The sequence below is a fragment of the Methylocaldum sp. genome, assembly GCF_035627495.1.
GTDB lineage: Bacteria > Pseudomonadota > Gammaproteobacteria > Methylococcales > Methylococcaceae > Methylocaldum.
On the sequence record NZ_DASPLO010000080.1, the window covers coordinates 1 to 19,705 of the forward strand.

Here is a 19,705-nt window from a genome sequence, read left to right on the forward strand (position 1 = left end):
AAAGGGCGCGCGAGGGATCGCGCGCGGCGACCGAGGGACAGGAAGTCCCTTCGGTCGCCGCCGGCTCAGGGCGAGAAGCACAGGGCTAAGCGTGTCATTCGGGTGCCTTTTTCTTTGGTTACTTTCTTTTGGGCAAGCAAAGAAAAGGAACTCGCCTGCGGGGCGAGACCCGCATTCGAAAAATTCGCCGCCAACGGCGGCTTCCTTTGCCGGAATGCTGCCGTGTACTTCCGGTATCATTTCCATCAGAACTCATCTTCCGACACCGACATGAAAGTAACTGTCATCCCTGTCACGCCATTTCAGCAAAATTGCTCGCTCCTTTGGTGCGAGGACACCATGGAGGGCGTTGTGGTCGATCCCGGCGGCGATCTGGATCGAATCCTCAAGGCGGCCGAAGACGCCAGGGTGAAGCTCGTCAAGATTTTGCTGACCCACGCCCATGTGGACCACGCGGGCGGCACCGCGGTTTTGGCCGCGCGGCTCGGGATTCCGATCGAAGGTCCGCAGAAGGAAGACCGGTTCTGGATCGAGCTTTTGCCGAAACAGTGCGAGATGTTCGGTTTTCCGCCCGCGGCCATCTTCACCCCAGACCGTTGGCTCGAAGACGGCGACACGGTGCGGTTCGGGCATCAAACCCTCGAAGTTCTGCACTGCCCCGGCCACACGCCGGGTCACGTGGTCTTTTTTCACGCCGGCGAACGCCTCGCCATTGTCGGGGACGTGCTGTTCAAGGGCTCCATCGGCCGGACCGACTTTCCCCGAGGCGATTACGATGATCTGGTGAAATCCATCCGTGAGCGGCTTTTTCCCCTGGGCGACGATGTGGCTTTCATTCCGGGTCACGGCCCCTTGTCCACGCTCGGCGAAGAACGCCGCACCAACCCGTTCGTGGGCGATGCCGCCAAGAGATCGTCGCGCACATGATTAGGCCGATGGCTGGGCGGTGAGCGCGACTTTCATCCGCTTCGACGGCGTCCGGGTAATGGTTCACGGCAAGCCGATTCTGACCGATTTCAGTTTCACGTTGGGTGCCGGTGAAAGGGCCGTGCTTCGCGGCAAATCGGGTTCCGGCAAGAGCACGGTGCTCAAGACCTTGTTGGGGCTTTATCCCCTGGCCGGGGGCAGGATCTACTTTGAAGACAAGCCGCTCGACCCATCGACCGTTCAGACTATCCGGCGCCGTGCCGCCTACATCGGCCAGGAGCCGATCTTGGGCGCCGAAACAGTGCGCGAAGCCTTGACCTTGCCTTTTCAATTCAAAGCGCACCGGGGAAACAAACCTTCCGAGCGTCAACTGATCGATGCGCTGCAGCGTCTTCATCTGCCCCCGGATATCCTGGATCGGGAATGCCGCCGCGTTTCCGGTGGCGAAAAACAGCGTATCGCCATCGCACGTGCCCTGTTGTTGGGGAAAAGCCTCTATCTCCTGGACGAAGTGACCAGCGCCCTGGATGCCGAGAGCAAACAAGCGGTGTTGGACGTATTCGCCGATCCGGATCTCACCGTGCTTTCCGTGACCCACGACCCGGACTGGGCCGCACGCTGCGATGTCGTTTTGGAATTGGAGGATGGGCGCCTGACCCGAACTCTTCGCGATGGAAACGCTTGATATCGCCCTGCCGCAGATGGCCGTGCTCTACGGCATCGTGCTGCTGCCCTGGCTGCTGCTCGGGCTGATCGGTCTCGGCTTGAGCCGGGCGATCGGCATCGGCATTCTGCGCATGAGCGTTCAACTGGCTTTGGTGGGCGTGTATCTGAAAACCCTGTTCGCGCTCAACAATCCCTGGCTGAACGGATTGTGGGTTCTGGTGATGTTGGTGGTGGCCGATTGGACGATTCTCAGACGCGCCGGGTTGAAGCGGCGTTACTTCTTCGCCGCCACCTTCGCGGCGGTGACCGCCAGCGTCCTATTCTCCACAGCCTATCTGCTGATTCTGGTAATCCGGCCGCCCCTTTATTACGACGCCCGCTATCTGGTTCCCCTGGCAGGCATGATCCTCGGCAACTGCCTGCAGGGCAACGTCATAGGGCTGGAGCGCTTCTACATGGCGCTCAAGAAAAACGAAAACGAGTACCTGACCTACCTGCTGCTCGGCGCCACCCGCTGGGAGGCAGTCAGACCCTACTTCCGCGAAGCCGTCAAAGCGGCCATCAACCCGACCTTGGCCGGCATGGCGACCTTGGGGCTGGTGTCGCTGCCCGGCATGATGACCGGCCAGATCCTGGGCGGCGGTGAACCCTGGCTGGCGGTGAAATATCAGATCGCCATCATGCTGTGCATTTTCGCCAGTACGACCCTTGCCAGCATTCTCAATCTGAAACTCAGCCTGAATATCGCATTCAATGAATTCGGCATGTTGAAGGAAGATATTTTGAAGAAAGGCTAACTTTTGTGACCGACTTCTCGGAATGCTTGATTCGACCCGGCAAATTGCGGTAAAAACGAACGAATGAGAGGACTATGCGTGCTCGAAACTCTTGGAACGGACGCCGTTTAGGGCAAGACTTGGCGTCCTGCGTGGCTTACAAGCCCATAAATACGATTAAATACGATAGGGATCATCAGCATGGAGAAGGACAACCAAATCACCGCGAAAGGGTCGGTTGCGGGCGATAGCTTTGTCGATCACATCGGGGTGCTTCACTCCGATTCGTTCCTGAACGGGGCTTCGCGATGGCCATCCCAAAACGACGCCGCTGGTATACTCCCCGCATCTAGCTTTCGCCACCGACGTGTCGACAGTGTATTGGCGCGCGCCGCCGTTCGAAACGACGGAAAGCCTAAGCAGCGTGCCAGTCTGCTCGTTGCCGAGAGCAATGCCAACATGCGCAGTTATTTCAAGCGATTCCTGGAGGACCGCTACGAGGTTCTGTTTGCGACCAATGGTACGGCGGCGCTTGATGCCGTCCTGAGCGATCCCCCCGACCTCGTGTTGGCCGACCTCAAGACCCTGCTATGCGACGGCTCCGTGCTTTTGCGCGCGTTGAAGGATAAGGCCAAGATCCATCACATCCCGGTAATCCTGACTTCGGCGCGTTCAGAGGAAAAAACCTGTATCGAGGAATTGAGCGCCGGCGTGGACGATTATCTGATTAAGCCCATCTCCGCACGCGGGCTTCTTGCGTGCGTCGCGACGCATATCGAACTCGCGAAGGTGCGCCGGGAGGCGGCTCAGGCATTGTCGGAAAGCGAGGCGAAATACAAAATGCTGCTCGACTCGCTCGACGATGGCGTATTCGTGGCGCAAGACTGCCGTTTCGTCTTTGCGAATCCCGCGTTGTCGGCGTTGCTCGGCTATACGGACGAGGAATGTATCGGATTGTCTTTTCAAGCGGTGGTGGCACCCGAGGATCTTGAACTTTGGGGCGAGCGCTTCATGCCAAACGCCGCCACCCGGCTGGAATCTCCTTATCGCTGTGAGGCGGCCCTTTTGCGCAGAGACGGTCGTCGGGTTTCCGTTGAAATCTGCGCGCGCCGCATTCACTTCAACCGTCACGTGGCGATACTCGGCATCGTTCGCGACATGACCGATCGCAAACGGCTCGAGGCCGCGCAAGTCCGTTTGATCCGCATGATCGAGGCCTCGCAGGATCTCGTCGGGCTGGCCGAGCCGGACGGCAAGCTGATCTACGTCAATGGGGCCGGACAGCGAATGCTCGGGTTCGCCGATCAGGACGGACTCGTTTCGACTGCGATAGGCGACCATCTGTCGCCCCGGATGAAACAGCGGATCTTGGATGAAGGCATTCCGGCGGCTCTGCGCGAAGGCGCATGGACCGGTGAGACGGCTTTGCTGGCTCGGAATGGATCGGAAATTCCGGTCTCGCAGATGATTCTGGCGCATCGGAGAGCCGACGGATCGGTGGAATATTTGTCCACCGTCTGCCGCGACATCTCCGAGCGCATGCAGGCCGAAGATGCCCTACGCGAGAGCGAAGAGCGCTTCCGCCGAGTGGTGGAGCAGGCGCCGATTCCGATTTTCGTACACGCTCTGGACGGCCAAATACTCGAAATCAGTTGCGCGGTGACCGAATTGACGGGATGGACCCATGAGGATGTTCCCGATGCCCGCGCCTGGTTTCTGAAGGGGCGTCGCATCCCCGAAGAAGAAGTGGATAGCATCCTGGCGGAAACACAGCGGCGGTTTACCGAAGGTTCGATCGCGGGACCGGAGGAGATTACGGTGTGGACCAAGGATGGCGACCCGCGGCGCTGGCTGTTCTATGGCTCGGCCCCCATGCGTTTGCCCGATCGAAGGCCATTCCTCGCCTCCATGGCGATCGACGTAACGGATCGCCGGAAGGCGGAGCAGGCTTTGCGCGAGGCGGATCGTCTAAAGGACGAGTTTGTCGCGATGCTCGCCCATGAACTTCGGAATCCGCTGGCGCCCATCCGCAATGCGGTGCAGGTGCTGCGGCAGCAGGGGCTGACGGATTCCGAGTTGAAGTGGACGCGCGATGTGATCGGTCGTCAGGTCGCTCAAATGAGTCACCTCCTTGACGATCTGCTCGATATTTCCCGCATTACCCGTGGCACCATTGTCCTGAAAAAAGCGACGGTCGAACTCGCAACAGTAGTTGAACGCGCTGTCGAAACCAGCCTGCCGTTGATTAAATCCCGCCGGCACAAGCTGACGGTCGGCTTGCCGCAGGAGCCGGTGCAAGTCGAGGGCGACGTGACACGTCTCGTGCAGGTCGTCGCCAACCTATTGAACAACGCGGCCAAGTACACCGATGCCGGCGGGTGCATCGATCTGACTGTAGAGATTGTTCCGAACGAAGTCTTAGTGCGGGTGCGCGACAATGGCATGGGGATTCCGGGTGAGCTTTTGCCGCACATCTTCGAATTGTTTACCCAAGGCAGCCGTTCGCTCGATCGTTCGCAAGGCGGGCTTGGGCTCGGGCTTGCGCTGGTGCGGCGCCTGATAGAAATGCACGGAGGGAGAGTGGAAGCGCAAAGCGCCGGTTCCGGTAGAGGCGCCGAGTTCATCGTACACCTGCCCCGGATTGCGGCTGCGCCGTCCCACGAGGCTTCCGGATCGGCGGGCAATGGATCTGCATCGAAACCCGCGGGTGTTCGGGTCCTGGTTGTCGATGACAACGTCGATTCCGCGGAAAGCATGGCATTGCTGCTCAGCCTGGACGGACACGACGTGCGTACCGCCTTCGATGGCCCGGGCGCTCTGACAGTGGCCGCTGAGTTCCAGCCTGAGGCAGTGCTGCTCGATATCGGATTGCCCGGTATGGACGGTTATGAAGTTGCGAGACAGATGCGCGGGTTGCCGGGATTGCAAAAGGCGCTGATGATCGCCGTGACCGGTTACGGTCAAGCGGATGACCGCGCCCGTTCGAAAGCGGCGGGGTTCGACCATCATCTGGTGAAGCCGGTGGACCCCGAGATCCTGAGTGCGTTGCTGGCCACATTGAGGGCCAGTTGAGGTTCGGCGGGAGGCTGTTTATTGATCGATAGAGTTACAGTCTAGTGACGAAATACTTACGAATTTCCGCGTATTTTCGGAGGACGTGTATAGGCGTTTAAATATAACTTCTCGTCGGATCCGCTTTTTTGGATGCTTACTGGTCCGTTTATGAACTTTAGTAGGACAGTTCTGGAAAGGAGTTATTCCGGAAATGCATACCAGGAAGCGGGGTTTGACCATCAAGATTTTTTGGGCGATCGAAGTTTTTTCCGGCCCAGCCGGTTGTTTCGATTGCGGATACTCACCTCGGGTGGGGCATTATCCTGAAAGACCGGGTTCTCTTTCTTTATTAGGAGAGAACCCGTTTTTTTTTGGGATCACGATCGGTTTTGCCGATTTGTGTCAGTAACCTAGGTGCTCTGTGACAGATGCCGTGGGCGCGGCTTTTTCGCTCTCGGCAGAGGACGGAATGAGCGATGAGGCCGGATAGCCTTCGGAACTTAAGCATCAAGTCATTGTGGCAGTCACGGCGGGTGGTTCAGTGCCCATTGTGACGGACACAGGATGTCCAGAGCCGCCAAGGGAACATGGCCGTCACCCGATTTGCGGGCGCGGGAGTGGCAGAAACGTCACGATCGCGGTTCGGAAATTGGGTGACGTTCAGGGAAAACACGTGTTGGAGGCACAACTTCATGTTTAAGTTAAAGACATTCATCCCGCCGCTCGCCGTGCTGTCGCTGGGGCTGGCGTGGGCACCGGCCCATGCGCAGTCCTGGTCCAGCGAACTCGCGGACATTACGCTGGTGGAGGGTGATCTGGGCGCATTGGGAGAGCCGGTAGTGATTACCGACGACACCGGCGTTAATCTTAACTTCAGGCCGGACCCGTTGACGTTTCAAGCGTTATCGATGGGCTCGGGTCAGGTCGATAACGGGACCAACGGGCCTATCGGCACGGGTCAGGTCGACGCGGAGACCGTCGGTTTCACGCTCAAGGTCACGGCTGCGCCTAATCATTTTATTACCGGCGTGACTTGGAGTAACGAGGGCGTCTACCAAGTAACCGGCGAAGGAACTGGGGTATCGGCTTTTGCATCCCTGCGGGTTGCAGATCCGGAGACCCTTCAAACCATTGGCGATACTCAAGCCGAGACATTTTCCGCGTTCGGAGCTAACGACGGCACCGATGGCAGTCCATGGGATTTGACAGTTAGTCAGTCTCTAGCCTCTGGTCCCCTCGAAATCGATCTGACGGTGAAAGATATTCTTGCGGCCTTTGCACCGGAGAACGGCTTTGCCTGGATCGAGAAAGACTTCGGCGGCTTGAGCGTTGATGTCGCGCTGATACCGCTGCCTGCTTCGGTCTGGCTGCTCGGGACCGCTTTGTCGGCTCTGATTACGATTGGGCGTCGCCGTCAGGCAACCGCCTAGTTCTAGTCCGGCAATGCGTTTGATTCACTAAACCGCGCTGGCCGCCACGCTCCTTGCGAGCGCCGATTTTGGCGGCAGCGCACCCTAGGGCAATCCACTGCCTTTCCGTTTCCTTCATCGTGACCATACAGGCCTTGTCCTTGCGGAAAGAACGTACGAATTCATCCGTATTCTCGGTAAGTATAAATCGCGATTTAATGGCAACCACTCGAAAGCAATCCTACCGGAAGGTTGAAGACCTTAACCGTAGCGATATTGAGTCGGGAACAGGAGTTCCCGCTAGGGAATACAGGATATGGCGAAGGGACTTAAGGATGTCGCCCGGGAACAGGATGGTTCCGGCGGAACTGGGATGTTCCGTTGAAATTCGGAACGATTCGGAACGTTCTGAAAGGAGACGGAATGTTCCGAATCTGACTGGGATGTCCGGCATGGAACGGCAACGCCCATAATCGTTGAAGCGATTCGAATTTGACTGGGATGTACGAATTTCACTGGGATGTACGTTGAAACAGGGATGTTTCGTTTTTCCATTCGCCGATAGAGGAAAAGGCGGCGGATGATGAAGGCGTTAAATGCCCGCGTTCGCGAATGAAATGACAAGGCAGCGTTTGATGCAAGAATACCGGAGGCAGCTTGTAAGTACGTCGAAGGCGAATCTTCGTGCCGGTTGCGAGAGTAAAAAAGAGATTCCGGGCCGAAGAAGACATAAGTTAAGTTCCTTAACTGATAGTTGTGTCAGCCGATAGTGAGCGTTTGAGAGTTTCCCTCCAAGACTTCCCCAGAAGGCAGAACACCCCCATCCCCCCCAAGCACTTTGTTCTGCCTTCTTTTTTTGCTTTTCCATAACTTAAACCGGTTGTTCGTGCCTTAACGGGACGCTTGCTCGAGACTCATGCGGGCGAGTCGAGCCGAGCCATAGGCTGCTTGACGATGTTCGGCGATCTCCACCGAGATATCGAGATAGCAGGCGCGAATCCGCCGCCAGATTTCATTATCCGCACCTCCACCTGAAGTGACCACGCGTGTCGGAACCGGCGCACCCAATTCGGCGAGCCGGGTATAGCCAAGCTTTTCGATTTCGGCAATTCCTTCGAGCAAGCCTTGAAAAAATAGGGTGTCGTCCTCGGGACGTGGCAGCAAACGGGGAAGGTAGCATGGATCGTTGATCGGAAACCGTTCCCCTGGTGCGAGCAGCGGGTAATAGCCGAGGTTCGTAGGCTTGAGTGGGTTGATTCTACGGCTGAGTTCTTCCATCTGCGAAGTCGTGAAATAACGGGCCAACACGGCACCGCCGGAATTCGAGGCACCTCCGGCCAGCCACAGATTGCCGATGCGGTGGCTATAGATTCCTGAATCGGCTTCGAATATCGGGTGTGCCGAAAGCACTTTGACGACTAAGGTACTGCCCAGCGACGTAACCGCTTCGCCCGGTTTTTCGATGCCGCTGGCCAGCGCCGCCGCCGTGCTGTCCGTGGTGCCGGTGGCGACCCGGCAGGATCCCGGAAGCCCCGTGACCCGTGCGGCTGCTCTCGAAACCCGGCCGACGACCGTTCCTGCCGGATGAACCTCGGGCAGAATGCTCGCGGGGAACCCGAAGCGCTCCATCCAGTCGGGCCAGCGCCGCTCAACCGCATCGTAACCCAGCTTCAGAGCGTTATTCTCGTCGGTGATGCCATACCGGCCGGTCAGTCGGCCCAGAATCCAATCTGCTTGGTGTAGAGCCTTGATTCGCCTTCGAGTTTTCACCGCAGGATAAAGGAAGATCAGTTTGGCCAGCCCGGACGAGGCACTGTGCACCGCGCTTTCGGCAGGAGCGGTGTTCCGGATTATGGGGAGAACGGAGCGGCTGCGGGTATCGTCGTACATCAGGGCCGGCGACAGCGGCCGGCCTTGACCGTCGCCAATCAGCAGAGTCGCGGAAGTGCCATCCACCGCAAGGCCGCACGGTTCGTAAGCCGCAAGCTTTGGGATCAAGCTTTTCAAGACCGCAACCACGGCCTCCCACCAAAGCTCCGGGTTTTGCTCGGATTTGCCGGCATCGTCCCTCTGCGGCGGCGGCAAAGACACCGCGGATTCCGCTATCTCGTTGCCGTTCTCGTCGATAGCCAACGCCCGCACGCCGGATGTGCCGAGATCGATGCCGATGTAGGCGGATGGCGATCGCACGAGCAGACTATCGGAATTTCGAATGAGCCAGTGTCATGGCGGGAAATCGCCCCGGTTGCCGCTCTACCGCTGGTATCCGCACGTTATCGGATACCGCCGGTCCCGGCCGAAAGCGCGGCGCGTGATCTTGACGCCGGGCGGGGCTTGGCGGCGCTTGTACTCGTTGCGGTCCACCATGTGCGCGACGCGTTTCACCTCGTGCTCTGGAAACCCGGCGGCGATGATTTCCTCCACCGATTTGTCCTGCTCCACGTACATTTCGAGAATCGGGTCCAGCACGGAATAAGGCGGCAGCGAGTCTTCGTCTTTCTGATCGGGTCTGAGTTCGGCGGAAGGCGGACGGTCGATCACCCGTTGCGGAATGACCGGCGAGAGGCTGTTGCGATATTCCGCCAATCGGTACACGAGAAGCTTCGGTACGTCCTTCAGCGGCGCGAATCCACCGGCCATGTCGCCGTACAGCGTGGCGTAACCCACGCTCATCTCGCTCTTGTTTCCGGTGGTGAGAAGGATTTTTCGCTTCTTGTTGGAGAACGCCATGAGGACGATGCCCCGGCAGCGTGCCTGGATGTTTTCTTCGGTGGTATCGGGGGGCAATCCGGCAAAGCTCTCCTCGAGCATATCGAGAAAGGTGTTGAAGGCCGGTTCGATGGGAATGATGTGATAGCGGCAGCCCAGCGCCTCGGCTTCGAGGCGGGCATCCTCGATGCTCATGGCCGCCGTGTAGCGCGACGGCATCAGCACGCCTTCGACCTTGTCGGCGCCCAAGGCATCCGCGGCAAGAGCCAAGGTCAAGGCCGAGTCGATGCCGCCGGACAGCCCGAGCACCGCGCCTTCGAAATGGTTTTTGCCGACATAGTCGCGGATACCGGTGACAAGGGCCTTGTATACGCTTTCGATCTCCGGCAAGGGTTCCGCAATGGCATCGGCAACCGGTTCCACCGTGTCGCCGCAGACGAATTCGACAGGCACCAACGCCTCCTCGAATTCCGGTGCGCGGAAAGTAATGGCGCCTTCACCGTTCATCACGAACGATGCTCCGTCGAAGACCAGTTCGTCTTGCCCGCCGATCAGGTTGACATAAACCAGCGGCACGCCGGCCACCGCGATGCGCTCCCGGGCGACCGCTTCGCGTTCTCTGGTTTTGTTGGCGTGGTAGGGCGAGGCATTGATGTTCAGGATCAGCTTGGCGCCGGCTTCCGCAGCCTGTTCCACGGCGCCCGGCAGCCAAAGATCCTCGCAGACGGTGAGTCCCACGGGAATGCCTTGTAAGTCGAACACGCAGGGTTCCGAGCCGGGCAGAAAATAACGCTTTTCGTCGAACACGCCGTAATTGGGCAGGGCGTGCTTGCGGTAGATCGCGTGAATTTTGCCGTCCCGCAGCACGGCGGCGCTGTTGTAGGGCATCCCGGTTTGTTTTTCCGGAAAACCCACGATTACGTCGATGCCGTGCACCTGGCCGGCCATTTCGTTGAGAACGCGCTCGACCTGGGCCATGAAGTCGGGGCGCAGGATCAAGTCCTCGGGCGGGTAGCCCGCCAGGGTCAGCTCCGGGAAAACCACGGCATGGGCTTGAAGCCCGTCGCGGGCTTCCCGGGCGGTGTCTAAAACGCGGCGCGCGTTGTTCCGAAGGTCACCGACGAGAAAATTAAGTTGCGCGATTGCGATACGAAGGTTCACGGTTATGGCGATTCAAATGTCCAATGTATTGCGGCTATTTTCGCCTGAAATTGCAACGAAAACGACGCCCTCGGCTTCGGATTTGAAGTCTGGCGTCTTGCGAATTCAAGCACTGCAACCGCATCCGATCGAGATGTAGATCGGGATAAGCCCTTCGGCTCGGTTCAGGACAGGCTCCGCGTTCCCGGCCAGTGGCGCTCATCCGGCCGATTTATTTAGTTGCGAATTTAAGCGCTGTAATCGTGTCCGATCCAGTATCGCCGCACTAGAGAAGGAGATTTCGCCATGACTCAACCACCCAGCATGTACCACCAAGATCGGCAAGATCGTCTGATCCGTGAGTTTGAGCACGACACCTATAAGATACGGCAAAAATTGCCGGAGCCTACGGTTTGCCCGGAATGCCGGGCCGTTTATCACAACGGCCGCTGGCAATGGTCCGAGGCGCCTGCCGGAGCGAACGAGGAAATGTGTCCCGCCTGTCATCGTGTCCACGACAAATGCCCGGCCGGATTTCTCACGCTAATGGGCGAGTTCTTCGCCGAACATAGAGACGAGATTATCCATCTCGTCCGCAACATTGAGGAACGGGAGAAAGCCGAGCACGCGTTAAAGCGCATCATGGCCGTCGAGGAGCAGGACGGCGGCGTACTGATCACATTCACCGATCCCCAGCTTGCGAGGGCGGCCGGGCAAGCTGTCCAGCACGCCTATAAAGGTGATCTCGATTTTTCCTATCAGGAAGAGGAATTTCTTCTTCGGGTGAATTGGTCGCGCTGATGCTCGGCTAATCCGCGGCCGGACCGCTGGTGTGGCGGGGAAAGCTCCGATCGGGTGATTCCCGGACTGCTTCGAGGATATGGAGTCGCAACGGGTACGGGCTTTTACGTCATGCTTTTTCCCCGAATCTGTGGATAACTACGGAGTAAAGCGGTGCCTAGACAAGTTTGAGGAGCGAGAGCATGCAACTGCCGTTACAGATTTCTTTCCGGAATATGGAGCCGTCCGAGGCTATGGAACAAGCCGTTCGTGATCGTGCCGAGAAACTGGATCAGTTTTTCGAACACATCATGTCCTGCCGGGTGATGGTGGAAGCACTCCACCGCCACCATCGGCAAGGCAATACCTACCATGTGAGAGTGGATATCACCGTGCCTGGCGATGAGTTGGTGGTCAGCCGCGATCCCGGCAAAGATCATGCGCACGAGGATGTTTACGTGGCGATCCGCGACGCCTTCGACGCCGCCCGCCGGCAACTGGAGGATTACGTCCGGCAAGTCCGGCATGATGTCAAAACCCACGAGACTACACCTCACGGAACCGTCGCCCAAATCAACCCGGAGGGCGATTACGGGATGATCGAGGCGTCCGACGGGCATCTGATTTATTTCCATCGGAACAGCGTGGTACAAGGCGATTTCGACAAATTGGGCGTCGGCGACACCGTACGCTTTGTCGAAGAAATGGGCGAGCAGGGACCTCAGGCGAGTTCGGTAACCGTGGAGGGAAAACACCATGTTGTGGGTTAGCTAAGACCCGCATGTGTTACTGAACAGCGCTCGCACAGTTCGGAGTCAAGGAGGGCGATATGCCGACCAATCCCCATCATGATCGAATCACGGCCATACTGGCCGACCTGGAGCATGACACCCGGGTCAACCTGCACAATTATCCCATTCGCGTCGACGTCGAGGACGGTGCCATCGTCTTGGAAGGCGCGGTGGGCGACATCGCGGCGAAGCGGATTGCACACACCGTTGCGTATCGACATGCGGATAATTCGCCGGTCGTGGATCGGCTGCGCGTTGCAGTGCCCCCGTCCGAGAGGGAGGGCGGCTTGCGCGACGAGGTCGTCAATCTGCTGCAGCAGGAGCCGGTTTTCCGGGAGTGCGGTCTTTATGTGCGCGAAGACGACCGGCTTGAAACGATTCGTGTCGGTCGCAGCGAGTGGCCCGATCGCACTGAAGGCGATTGGGGCGAGCAGCGCATCGAGATCGAGGTGAAGGATGGCACCGTGGTCCTGTCGGGCACCGTGCTCAGCCTGTCGCACCGCCGCTTTGCAGAGGTGCTCGCGTGGTGGGCCGCCGGCTGCGAATCGGTCGAAAACTTGCTGCACGTCGTCCCCCCGGAGCAGGAAACCGACGGCGAGCTCGCCGATGCCGTACACCTGATTTTGGAAAAAGATCCCTTGGTCCGCCAGTCACAGATTCATGTCACGGCCGAACAGGGTACGGTGACGCTGGAAGGATACCTCGCCAGCGAGGAGGAGCGACGCCTGGCCGTACTCGACGCGTGGTATGTCCCCGGCGTGCACGACGTGATAGACCGCATCCAGATTGCGGAATAATCATTGTTCCTCGCGAATGCGAAACAATCTCCTCATGGCGTGAGATAAAACCGATTCGGGAGAAGTTGGCCGCCGCCGAGCCGGTATCCATTCCTCAAAGCTTGCCAGGTAAAGTCTTGCGCCTCTAACGCGGCGGGTTCGATGTCCCGGCACTGAGCCAGCAAAGCGGCAAGGGCGGATGCCAGCGTGCAGCCGGAGCCGTGATAGCTTCCCGGCAAGCGCGGCCAGCGGTAGGTTTTCGTGACGGAGAGGCGGCACAGGCGGTTGATGACTTCGTTATCTTCCTCATGGGTTCCCGTCAGCAAAACGTTCGGGCAACCGAGCGCGAGGAGGTCGCGGGCGCAATCGTCCAGGTCGCGCATTCCGGTTAATGTTCTCGCCTCGGGCGAGTTCGGCGTCAGCACCGTAGCCCGTGGAATCAGCTCCTGTCTCAGTGCTTCGATTAGCGCCTCGTTCGCCAAGTTTGTTCCGCCTCCCGCCGCCAGGATGGGATCTAAAACGACCGGAATGCCGCCGGCCTCCTTTAGCAGTTCGTACACGGCGTGAACGATATCAACGCTTCCCAGAAGGCCGATCTTGATGGCGGCGACGGGAAGGTCCTGAAGCACCGTCCGCGCCTGCTCCAGGAAATCCCCGGCCTTTTGCGGCAATACTTTGCGGACGTTGTGCGTGTCTTGAACCGTCAAGGCGGTTACGACCGTGCAGGGATGACAGCCGAGCCGGGAAATGGTTTCGATATCGGCCTGAATGCCGGCGCCGCCAGTGGGATCGTGTCCGGATAAGCTCAGAACGACGGGTGGTTTGTGTTTCATTGGAGTTTCGTAAGCGCGTTCTCTATTTGGGTAAACCCGAACGGTTCGATCGAACGGCGGTCGATGTCTCGTCGCACTCCAAGGTATTCGCCCGACCGGATCGCGGCGCGATTCGGAGGCGCTCCGGCTCGAGAGTAGGCGCCTCGCCGGCCTGGCCAAGTATGCTGAAGAATATCTCCATCGCCGGGCGCGTCTCGATCCATTGCTTGTGCAGACTGAGACAGGTGTAGAAGAAATCGATCGAGCGCGTCGACCACGAGGTGAACATGAGAAAGTAACCTAGGGTGTATCCGCCCTCGTAAAGGTAAGCGATTCCGATTCCCCAGACGAGGGCATTGGTGATGTTCACGACAATGCCGCGCATAAAAGTAAGTCGTTGGAAATGCAGCCAGGTGTCCACGCCGCTGTCGGCATAATCCGCATACGCCGCATCGTAAATCCGGACGGTTTCCTCCCGGTTGGCAAATGATCGGTCATATTCCGAAAAAATGGCCAAATGCATGCTTCGTCGCGCGTTGTCGCGGACCTGCAGCGTCCTGAACCGGGTTGAAAGTTTTTTGTTGATGCAAACCGTTATGGCCACGTCGACAAATCCGCCCAGCAGCACCAGAAGACCGAGCTGCGGGATATACCAAATCAGGATTACGATGGATAAAAAGCCAGTGGGCAGGACGGGTATGGCGATCCGGAACAGGTTTGTCATGAAATCGGCCACGACCCGTTCGCCGATCTCGATTTGCGCCTGGAGCAGCCGCGAGTTGACTGTGCCGTCGTGTTCCTGCCGATACCGTTTCAGCGGCGTTCGAAGAACCCTATCGAGCACCCGAACGCTGAGGTATTTTCGCACAGGGAGTCCGAAATAGCGGATGTCCCGTGCCTCGAATGCGTAGGGGATGATGCTGCCATGGGTCACCCAAAAGAGAAAGGCGCCGCCGATGACGAGTCTAACCTCGTCGATCGGGAGCAAAGCCGCAATGCGGTCGATGATTTGCGCAGCAACCAGCGGGACTAGTAAGTCTCCCACCTTTTGCAAGGTGATGAGAGCCGCGATGCCGAAGAGTACACGATAGTACCCATTGAAAAGGGGAAAGATTTGTTTTGCGAGGGCATACATTGTGGTTTTGGAGTGTTGGGTCGTACCTCTTCAAGTGCTGTATTGGGGCCATACAAAGGGGGCCGCCTCAGAGTGACGCAACAAAAAAGATTCGGAGGGTCCTTCCACAGGCGTCAAGAACCTGCCAAGGCACGGATGATTAAGAAAAGTAGCCATAGGACTATACGATAAGCCGAGCAAACCATGTTTCGCTTGCGTCTCGTTCCGCTGAGGTGCGTCTTACCGAGAAGGAGACAAGTCGGCCACAGGCGGCTCTCATGGCAGTCGGCATCAGAATGCCTTATATCATAAGTTGGCTTGATCGTTGCTAAAGGTTTTCGCCCGCCGGCGCTGCGATACTTGTATTCCATAGGCCGTTGACAGTCTAAAAGCGCATCGGTACTTTAAGCTGTTTGGCCTCGCGCCCACTCATTCCGCTTTAAAAGTACCCCTACGCAAAGAGTCCTGGATGGAAGAATTTCAACGTATCAAGCGCCTGCCTCCCTACGTTTTCAATATTGTCAACGAACTCAAGGCTAAAGAGCGCGCCCAGGGTGTCGATATCATCGATTTCGGCATGGGCAACCCCGACCGGCCCACGCCGCAGCACATCGTCGATAAACTGGTCGAGGTGGCTCAGAAGGGGACCGCCCACCGGTATTCCGTTTCCAAAGGCATTCCCCGTCTTCGCAAGGCGATCTGCGGCTGGTATCAGCGTCGCTTCGGCGTCGATCTCGACCCCGATTCCCAGGCTATCGTCAGCATCGGTTCGAAAGAGGGCTTGGCCCATCTGATGTTTGCCACCTTGGGTCCCGGCGACGCGGTACTGGTGCCCAATCCGGCTTATCCCATCCATCCTTACGGCTGCGTCCTGGCGGGTGCGGACGTTCGCCATGTGCCGCTGGTGCCGGGCGTGGACTTCTTCGAGGAATTGGAGAAGGCCATCAAAACCTCCTGGCCCAAGCCCAAGATGCTGATCCTGAACTTTCCCGGCAATCCGACTACTCAGTGCGTGGAGCTGGATTTCTTCGAGAAGGTCGTCGAACTGGCCCGAGAGTACAAAATCTGGGTCGTGCACGACATCGCCTACGCGGATCTGGTGTTCGACGGCTACACCGCGCCTTCCATCCTGCAGGTGCCCGGTGCGACCGACGTGGCCGTCGAATTCTTTACGCTCTCCAAGAGCTACAACATGCCCGGCTGGCGGGTGGGCTTCATGTGCGGCAATCGCGAACTGGTTGCGGCCCTGGGGCGTATCAAATCCTATCTCGACTACGGCACGTTCACGCCGATCCAGGTGGCGGCGATCGCCGCTTTGGAAGGTCCTCAGGATTGTGTCGCCGAGATCTGCGAGACCTACCGCGTACGCCGCGATGTCTTGTGCGCGAGCCTCGATAATATCGGTTGGACGGTTCAAAGACCCAAGGGCACCATGTTCGTCTGGGCGCCGATCCCGGAGCAGTACCGGCACCTGGGTTCGCTGGAATTCGCCAAGAAACTGCTGCTGGACGCCCAGGTAGCGGTGTCCCCCGGCATCGGCTTCGGCGACTACGGGGACGATCATGTCCGCTTCAGCCTGATCGAGAACGAACACCGCACCCGCCAGGCGATCCGCGGCATACGGCATATGATGCGCAAGGATAACTCGGTATAATCCCGGCACTTTTATTGCTAACCGACCATGGCGCTCGCGCCATGGTCGGTTTCCCTCACCTCTCTCAAAGGGAGAGGCGAGGTGTTCGCTACGCGATTTTTTCGTAACAGGAGAGCGTCTTGAAACCCGTAAATATCGGTTTGCTCGGTTTAGGCACGGTCGGCGGCGGCACGGTCAAGGTCCTAAAGCGGAATGCCGGCGAGATTACTCGGCGAGCCGGCCGGGAAATCCACATTAGCGTGGTGGCGGCTCGAGACGTCAACCGTTCCCGGATTTGCGACACCAACGGCATCCGATTGACCACGGACCCCTACGAGGTCGTCACCGATCCCGAGGTGGACATCGTCGTCGAATTGATCGGCGGCCTGAATCCGGCGAAAGAACTGGTGATGCGGGCGCTCGACGCCGGCAAGCACGTAGTCACCGCCAACAAGATGCTCATCGCGCTGCACGGCAACGAGATCTTCGCCAAGGCCAGTGAAAAAGGCCTGATGGTGGCTTTCGAAGCGGCCGTGGCCGGCGGAATTCCCATCATCAAGGCATTGCGCGAGGGACTTTCGGGCAACAAGGTGGAATGGCTGGCCGGCATCATCAACGGCACCTGCAATTTCATCCTGACCGAAATGCGCGAAAAGGGGCGGGATTTTCAAGACGTGCTGAAGGAAGCGCAAGCGCTGGGCTATGCCGAGTCCGATCCCACGTTCGACGTGGAGGGCATCGATGCCGCCCATAAGCTGACGATTCTGGCGTCCATCGCCTTCGGCATTCCGCTGCAGTTCGACAAGGTTTGCATCGAGGGGATCAGCAGCATCACGGCACTGGATGTGGCCTACGCGGAAGCTCTGGGCTATCGCATCAAACTGCTCGGCATCGCCCGCCGCGCCGAAAAAGGTATCGAGCTGCGCGTGCATCCCACGCTGATTCCCGAGCGGCGCTTGATCGCCAACGTCAACGGCGTCATGAACGCCGTTCTAGTCAAGGGCGATGCGGTGGGCCCGACTCTGTACTACGGCGCGGGGGCCGGGGCGGAACCCACGGCGTCATCGGTCGTGGCGGATATCATCGACGTGGTGCGCACGCTGACCTCCGACCCCGAGAACCGGGTGCCGCACCTGGCGTTTCAGCCCGAGGCGATTTCGGACATTCCCATTCTGCCCATCGAGGACGTCGAAACGGCCTACTATCTCCGCCTCAGCGCCGAGGACAAACCCGGCGTGCTGGCCGATGTGACGCGTATTCTCGCCAACCATAACATCAGCATCGAGGCTGTTATCCAGAAGGAGTTGCCGGACGGCGAAAGCTATCTGCCCGTCATCATGCTGACGCAGAAGGTTCAGGAGCGGAAGCTGAACGACGCCATCCAACAGATCGAAGCGCTGTCCGCCATTAACGGACCGGTGAAGCGGATTCGGTTGGAAACGCTAGGCTAATAGATTAATGGCGTAGCCCACTCTTTTCGGTGGGTTGCGCTTCGCTAACCCACCCTACGAGCTACAAATCGATATGTCATCTGCAAAACGTTATACGGGGCTCATCGAAAAATACCGTGACCGCCTGCCCGTGACTCCGGATACTCGACCCGTGAGTCTCTGCGAGGGCAATACGCCCTTGATCCAGTTGGTTAACATCCCGAAGCTGACCGGCAAGGACGTGGACATTTACGTCAAGTTCGAAGGGCTGAATCCCACCGGCTCGTTCAAGGACCGCGGCATGACCATGGCCGTGACCCAGGCCGTGGATCAGGGCAGCCGCGCCATCATCTGCGCCTCTACCGGCAATACCTCGGCCGCCGCCGCCGCCTATGCCGCGCGTGCCGGCATCACCGCTTTCGTGCTGATCCCGGACGGCAAGATCGCCATGGGCAAGCTGGCCCAAGCCATGATCTACGGCGCCAAGGTAATCCAGATCCACGGCAATTTCGACGCCGGAATGCAGTTGGTCAAAGAGGTTGCGGACCATGCGCCGGTGACCATCGTCAACTCGATCAATCCCTATCGCATCGAAGGACAGAAAACGGCCGCTTTCGAAATCGTCGACGTTCTCGGCCGCGCCCCGGATTATCACTGCTTGCCGGTGGGCAACGCCGGCAATATCACGGCTTATTGGAAGGGCTACAGCGAATACGCCCTCGGTACCGAAACCCATGCGCCGGTAACCAGTAAACGGCCGATCATGTGCGGCTATCAGGCCGCGGGCGCCGCGCCTTTCGTCAGCGGCCGGTTCGTGGACTATCCCGAGACCGTCGCCACCGCCATCCGCATCGGGCATCCGCAGTCCTGGGACGGCGCCTGGCGCGCGCAGCAGGAATCGGGCGGGTGGTTCGCACCCTTCGCCGACGACGAAATCCTGGCGGCGCAGAAGCTTCTGGCCGAACGGGAAGGCATCTTCTGCGAACCGGCCTCGGCCACCTCCCTGGCCGGGGCACTACACGACATCAAGACCGGCCGCATTCCCGAAGGCAGCACCATCGTCTGCACCCTCACCGGCAACGGCCTCAAGGACCCCGACACGGCCATCGCCCAATGCATGGCCAAGCCGGTGACGGTGGATGCGACCTTGGATTCGGTGAAGCGGACGATTTTGGAGGCGATGTAAGTCGCCGTTATATGAGTCCTACGATATTCCGAGAGCGAGGTTACCGGTTTTATTTCTTCTCGCGCGAAGAGCCTCGTATGCATGTTCATGTCATGCACTCTCATGGTGAGGCAAAGTTTTGGCTCGAACCAATCATCGAACTGGCCCAAAATTTCGGCTTATCGAGCAAAGAGTTGCGCGAGGCAGAGAACTTGTTGCGGGCCCATGAACAGGAGATTCGAAATGCTTGGAGCAGACATTTCACCGGTTGAAATTTCGGGGATTTCCAAACACGGGTTTTGGCTTCTTCTTGACGAGGAAGAAGAATTATTCGTTCCTTTCTCGGAATTCCCCTGGTTCCGCAAGGCTCCGGTCGATCAAATATTTCATGTGGAGCGCCCGCGGCCCCATCATCTTTATTGGCCGGAATTGGACATCGATCTACATCTGGATTCCATTCGCCATCCGGAGCGGTTTCCTTTGATATCGAAGGTTAGGCCGTCTGAATGATCGTTAGGGCACG

General features: G+C 58.5%; 18 protein-coding genes. 14 read left to right on the plus strand and 4 right to left on the minus strand.

Features of this window, described 5'->3' with window-relative positions; translation table 11 throughout:
* Positions 1-270: 270 nt before the first annotated feature.
* The 6 genes from VEB01_RS06815 (at position 271) to VEB01_RS06840 (ending at position 6,853) form a co-directional block, all read left to right on the plus strand.
* Complete coding sequence (locus tag VEB01_RS06815; protein WP_324873969.1) at positions 271-927, plus strand: MBL fold metallo-hydrolase; 657 nt, start codon at positions 271-273, stop codon at positions 925-927.
* Positions 928-985: 58 nt separating this feature from the next.
* On the plus strand, positions 986-1,612 hold the full coding sequence (locus tag VEB01_RS06820) for an ABC transporter ATP-binding protein (protein ID WP_324874055.1): 627 nt from the start codon (positions 986-988) through the stop codon (positions 1,610-1,612).
* Entirely contained in the window at positions 1,599-2,390 is a 792-nt protein-coding gene (locus VEB01_RS06825; protein WP_324873970.1) for an ABC transporter permease, read from the plus strand. Before VEB01_RS06820 ends, VEB01_RS06825 begins: the two co-directional genes overlap by 14 nt.
* 180 nt (positions 2,391-2,570) lie before the next feature.
* Complete coding sequence (locus VEB01_RS06830) at positions 2,571-5,441, plus strand: PAS domain S-box protein (protein WP_324873972.1); 2,871 nt, start codon at positions 2,571-2,573, stop codon at positions 5,439-5,441.
* A gap of 214 nt (positions 5,442-5,655) precedes the next feature.
* Positions 5,656-5,832, plus strand: a complete 177-nt coding sequence (locus VEB01_RS06835; protein WP_324873973.1) for a hypothetical protein — start codon at positions 5,656-5,658, stop codon at positions 5,830-5,832.
* Between the two features lie 283 nt (positions 5,833-6,115).
* Positions 6,116-6,853, plus strand: coding sequence for a VPLPA-CTERM sorting domain-containing protein (locus VEB01_RS06840; RefSeq protein WP_324873974.1), 738 nt, complete (start codon positions 6,116-6,118; stop codon positions 6,851-6,853).
* Positions 6,854-7,723: 870 nt separating this feature from the next.
* Here VEB01_RS06840 and VEB01_RS06845 read toward each other — a convergent pair.
* Positions 7,724-9,022, minus strand: a complete 1,299-nt coding sequence (locus tag VEB01_RS06845) for an FGGY-family carbohydrate kinase (RefSeq protein WP_324873975.1) — start codon at positions 9,020-9,022, stop codon at positions 7,724-7,726.
* A gap of 63 nt (positions 9,023-9,085) precedes the next feature.
* A complete protein-coding gene (locus VEB01_RS06850; RefSeq protein ID WP_324873976.1) occupies positions 9,086-10,702 on the minus strand; it encodes an NAD+ synthase in 1,617 nt (538 codons plus the stop codon).
* A 285-nt stretch (positions 10,703-10,987) separates the two neighbouring features.
* On the opposite strand from VEB01_RS06850, the gene VEB01_RS06855 reads away from it, so the two are divergent.
* The 3 genes from VEB01_RS06855 to VEB01_RS06865 all read left to right on the plus strand — a co-directional run bounded on the left by VEB01_RS06855 (position 10,988) and on the right by VEB01_RS06865 (position 13,049).
* The gene (locus VEB01_RS06855) at positions 10,988-11,482 is read left to right on the plus strand and encodes a BCAM0308 family protein (protein ID WP_324873977.1); all 495 of its coding nucleotides are present in this window, start codon (positions 10,988-10,990) and stop codon (positions 11,480-11,482) included.
* 182 nt (positions 11,483-11,664) lie between these two features.
* Positions 11,665-12,231 (plus strand): HPF/RaiA family ribosome-associated protein, encoded by a 567-nt coding sequence (locus tag VEB01_RS06860; RefSeq protein WP_324873979.1) that lies wholly within the window; start codon positions 11,665-11,667, stop codon positions 12,229-12,231.
* A gap of 59 nt (positions 12,232-12,290) precedes the next feature.
* On the plus strand, positions 12,291-13,049 hold the full coding sequence (locus tag VEB01_RS06865; protein WP_324873980.1) for a BON domain-containing protein: 759 nt from the start codon (positions 12,291-12,293) through the stop codon (positions 13,047-13,049).
* A gap of 32 nt (positions 13,050-13,081) precedes the next feature.
* On the opposite strand, the gene thiD is transcribed toward VEB01_RS06865, so the two are convergent.
* Positions 13,082-13,861 carry a bifunctional hydroxymethylpyrimidine kinase/phosphomethylpyrimidine kinase gene (gene thiD / locus VEB01_RS06870; RefSeq protein WP_324873981.1) on the minus strand — a complete coding sequence of 260 codons (780 nt, stop codon included), beginning with the start codon at positions 13,859-13,861 and terminating at the stop codon, positions 13,082-13,084.
* Between the two features lie 22 nt (positions 13,862-13,883).
* Positions 13,884-14,975 carry an ABC transporter ATP-binding protein gene (locus tag VEB01_RS06875; protein ID WP_324873983.1) on the minus strand — a complete coding sequence of 364 codons (1,092 nt, stop codon included), beginning with the start codon at positions 14,973-14,975 and terminating at the stop codon, positions 13,884-13,886.
* 448 nt (positions 14,976-15,423) lie between these two features.
* On the opposite strand from VEB01_RS06875, the gene alaC reads away from it, so the two are divergent.
* From alaC to VEB01_RS06895, 5 genes are all read left to right on the plus strand, one after another.
* Positions 15,424-16,608, plus strand: coding sequence for an alanine transaminase (alaC, locus tag VEB01_RS06880; protein ID WP_324873984.1), 1,185 nt, complete (start codon positions 15,424-15,426; stop codon positions 16,606-16,608).
* A 119-nt stretch (positions 16,609-16,727) separates the two neighbouring features.
* Complete coding sequence (locus VEB01_RS06885) at positions 16,728-18,038, plus strand: homoserine dehydrogenase (RefSeq protein WP_324873986.1); 1,311 nt, start codon at positions 16,728-16,730, stop codon at positions 18,036-18,038.
* Positions 18,039-18,111: 73 nt separating this feature from the next.
* A complete protein-coding gene (gene thrC, locus VEB01_RS06890) occupies positions 18,112-19,203 on the plus strand; it encodes a threonine synthase (RefSeq protein ID WP_324873988.1) in 1,092 nt (363 codons plus the stop codon).
* Between the two features lie 92 nt (positions 19,204-19,295).
* Positions 19,296-19,454: a DUF4160 domain-containing protein gene (locus tag VEB01_RS23060; RefSeq protein ID WP_414675426.1), complete on the plus strand. Its 159-nt coding sequence runs from the start codon at positions 19,296-19,298 to the stop codon at positions 19,452-19,454.
* Positions 19,426-19,692, plus strand: coding sequence for a DUF2442 domain-containing protein (locus VEB01_RS06895; protein ID WP_324873990.1), 267 nt, complete (start codon positions 19,426-19,428; stop codon positions 19,690-19,692). The genes VEB01_RS23060 and VEB01_RS06895 overlap by 29 nt, the downstream gene beginning before the upstream one ends.
* The last annotated feature ends 13 nt before the right edge of the window (positions 19,693-19,705 follow it).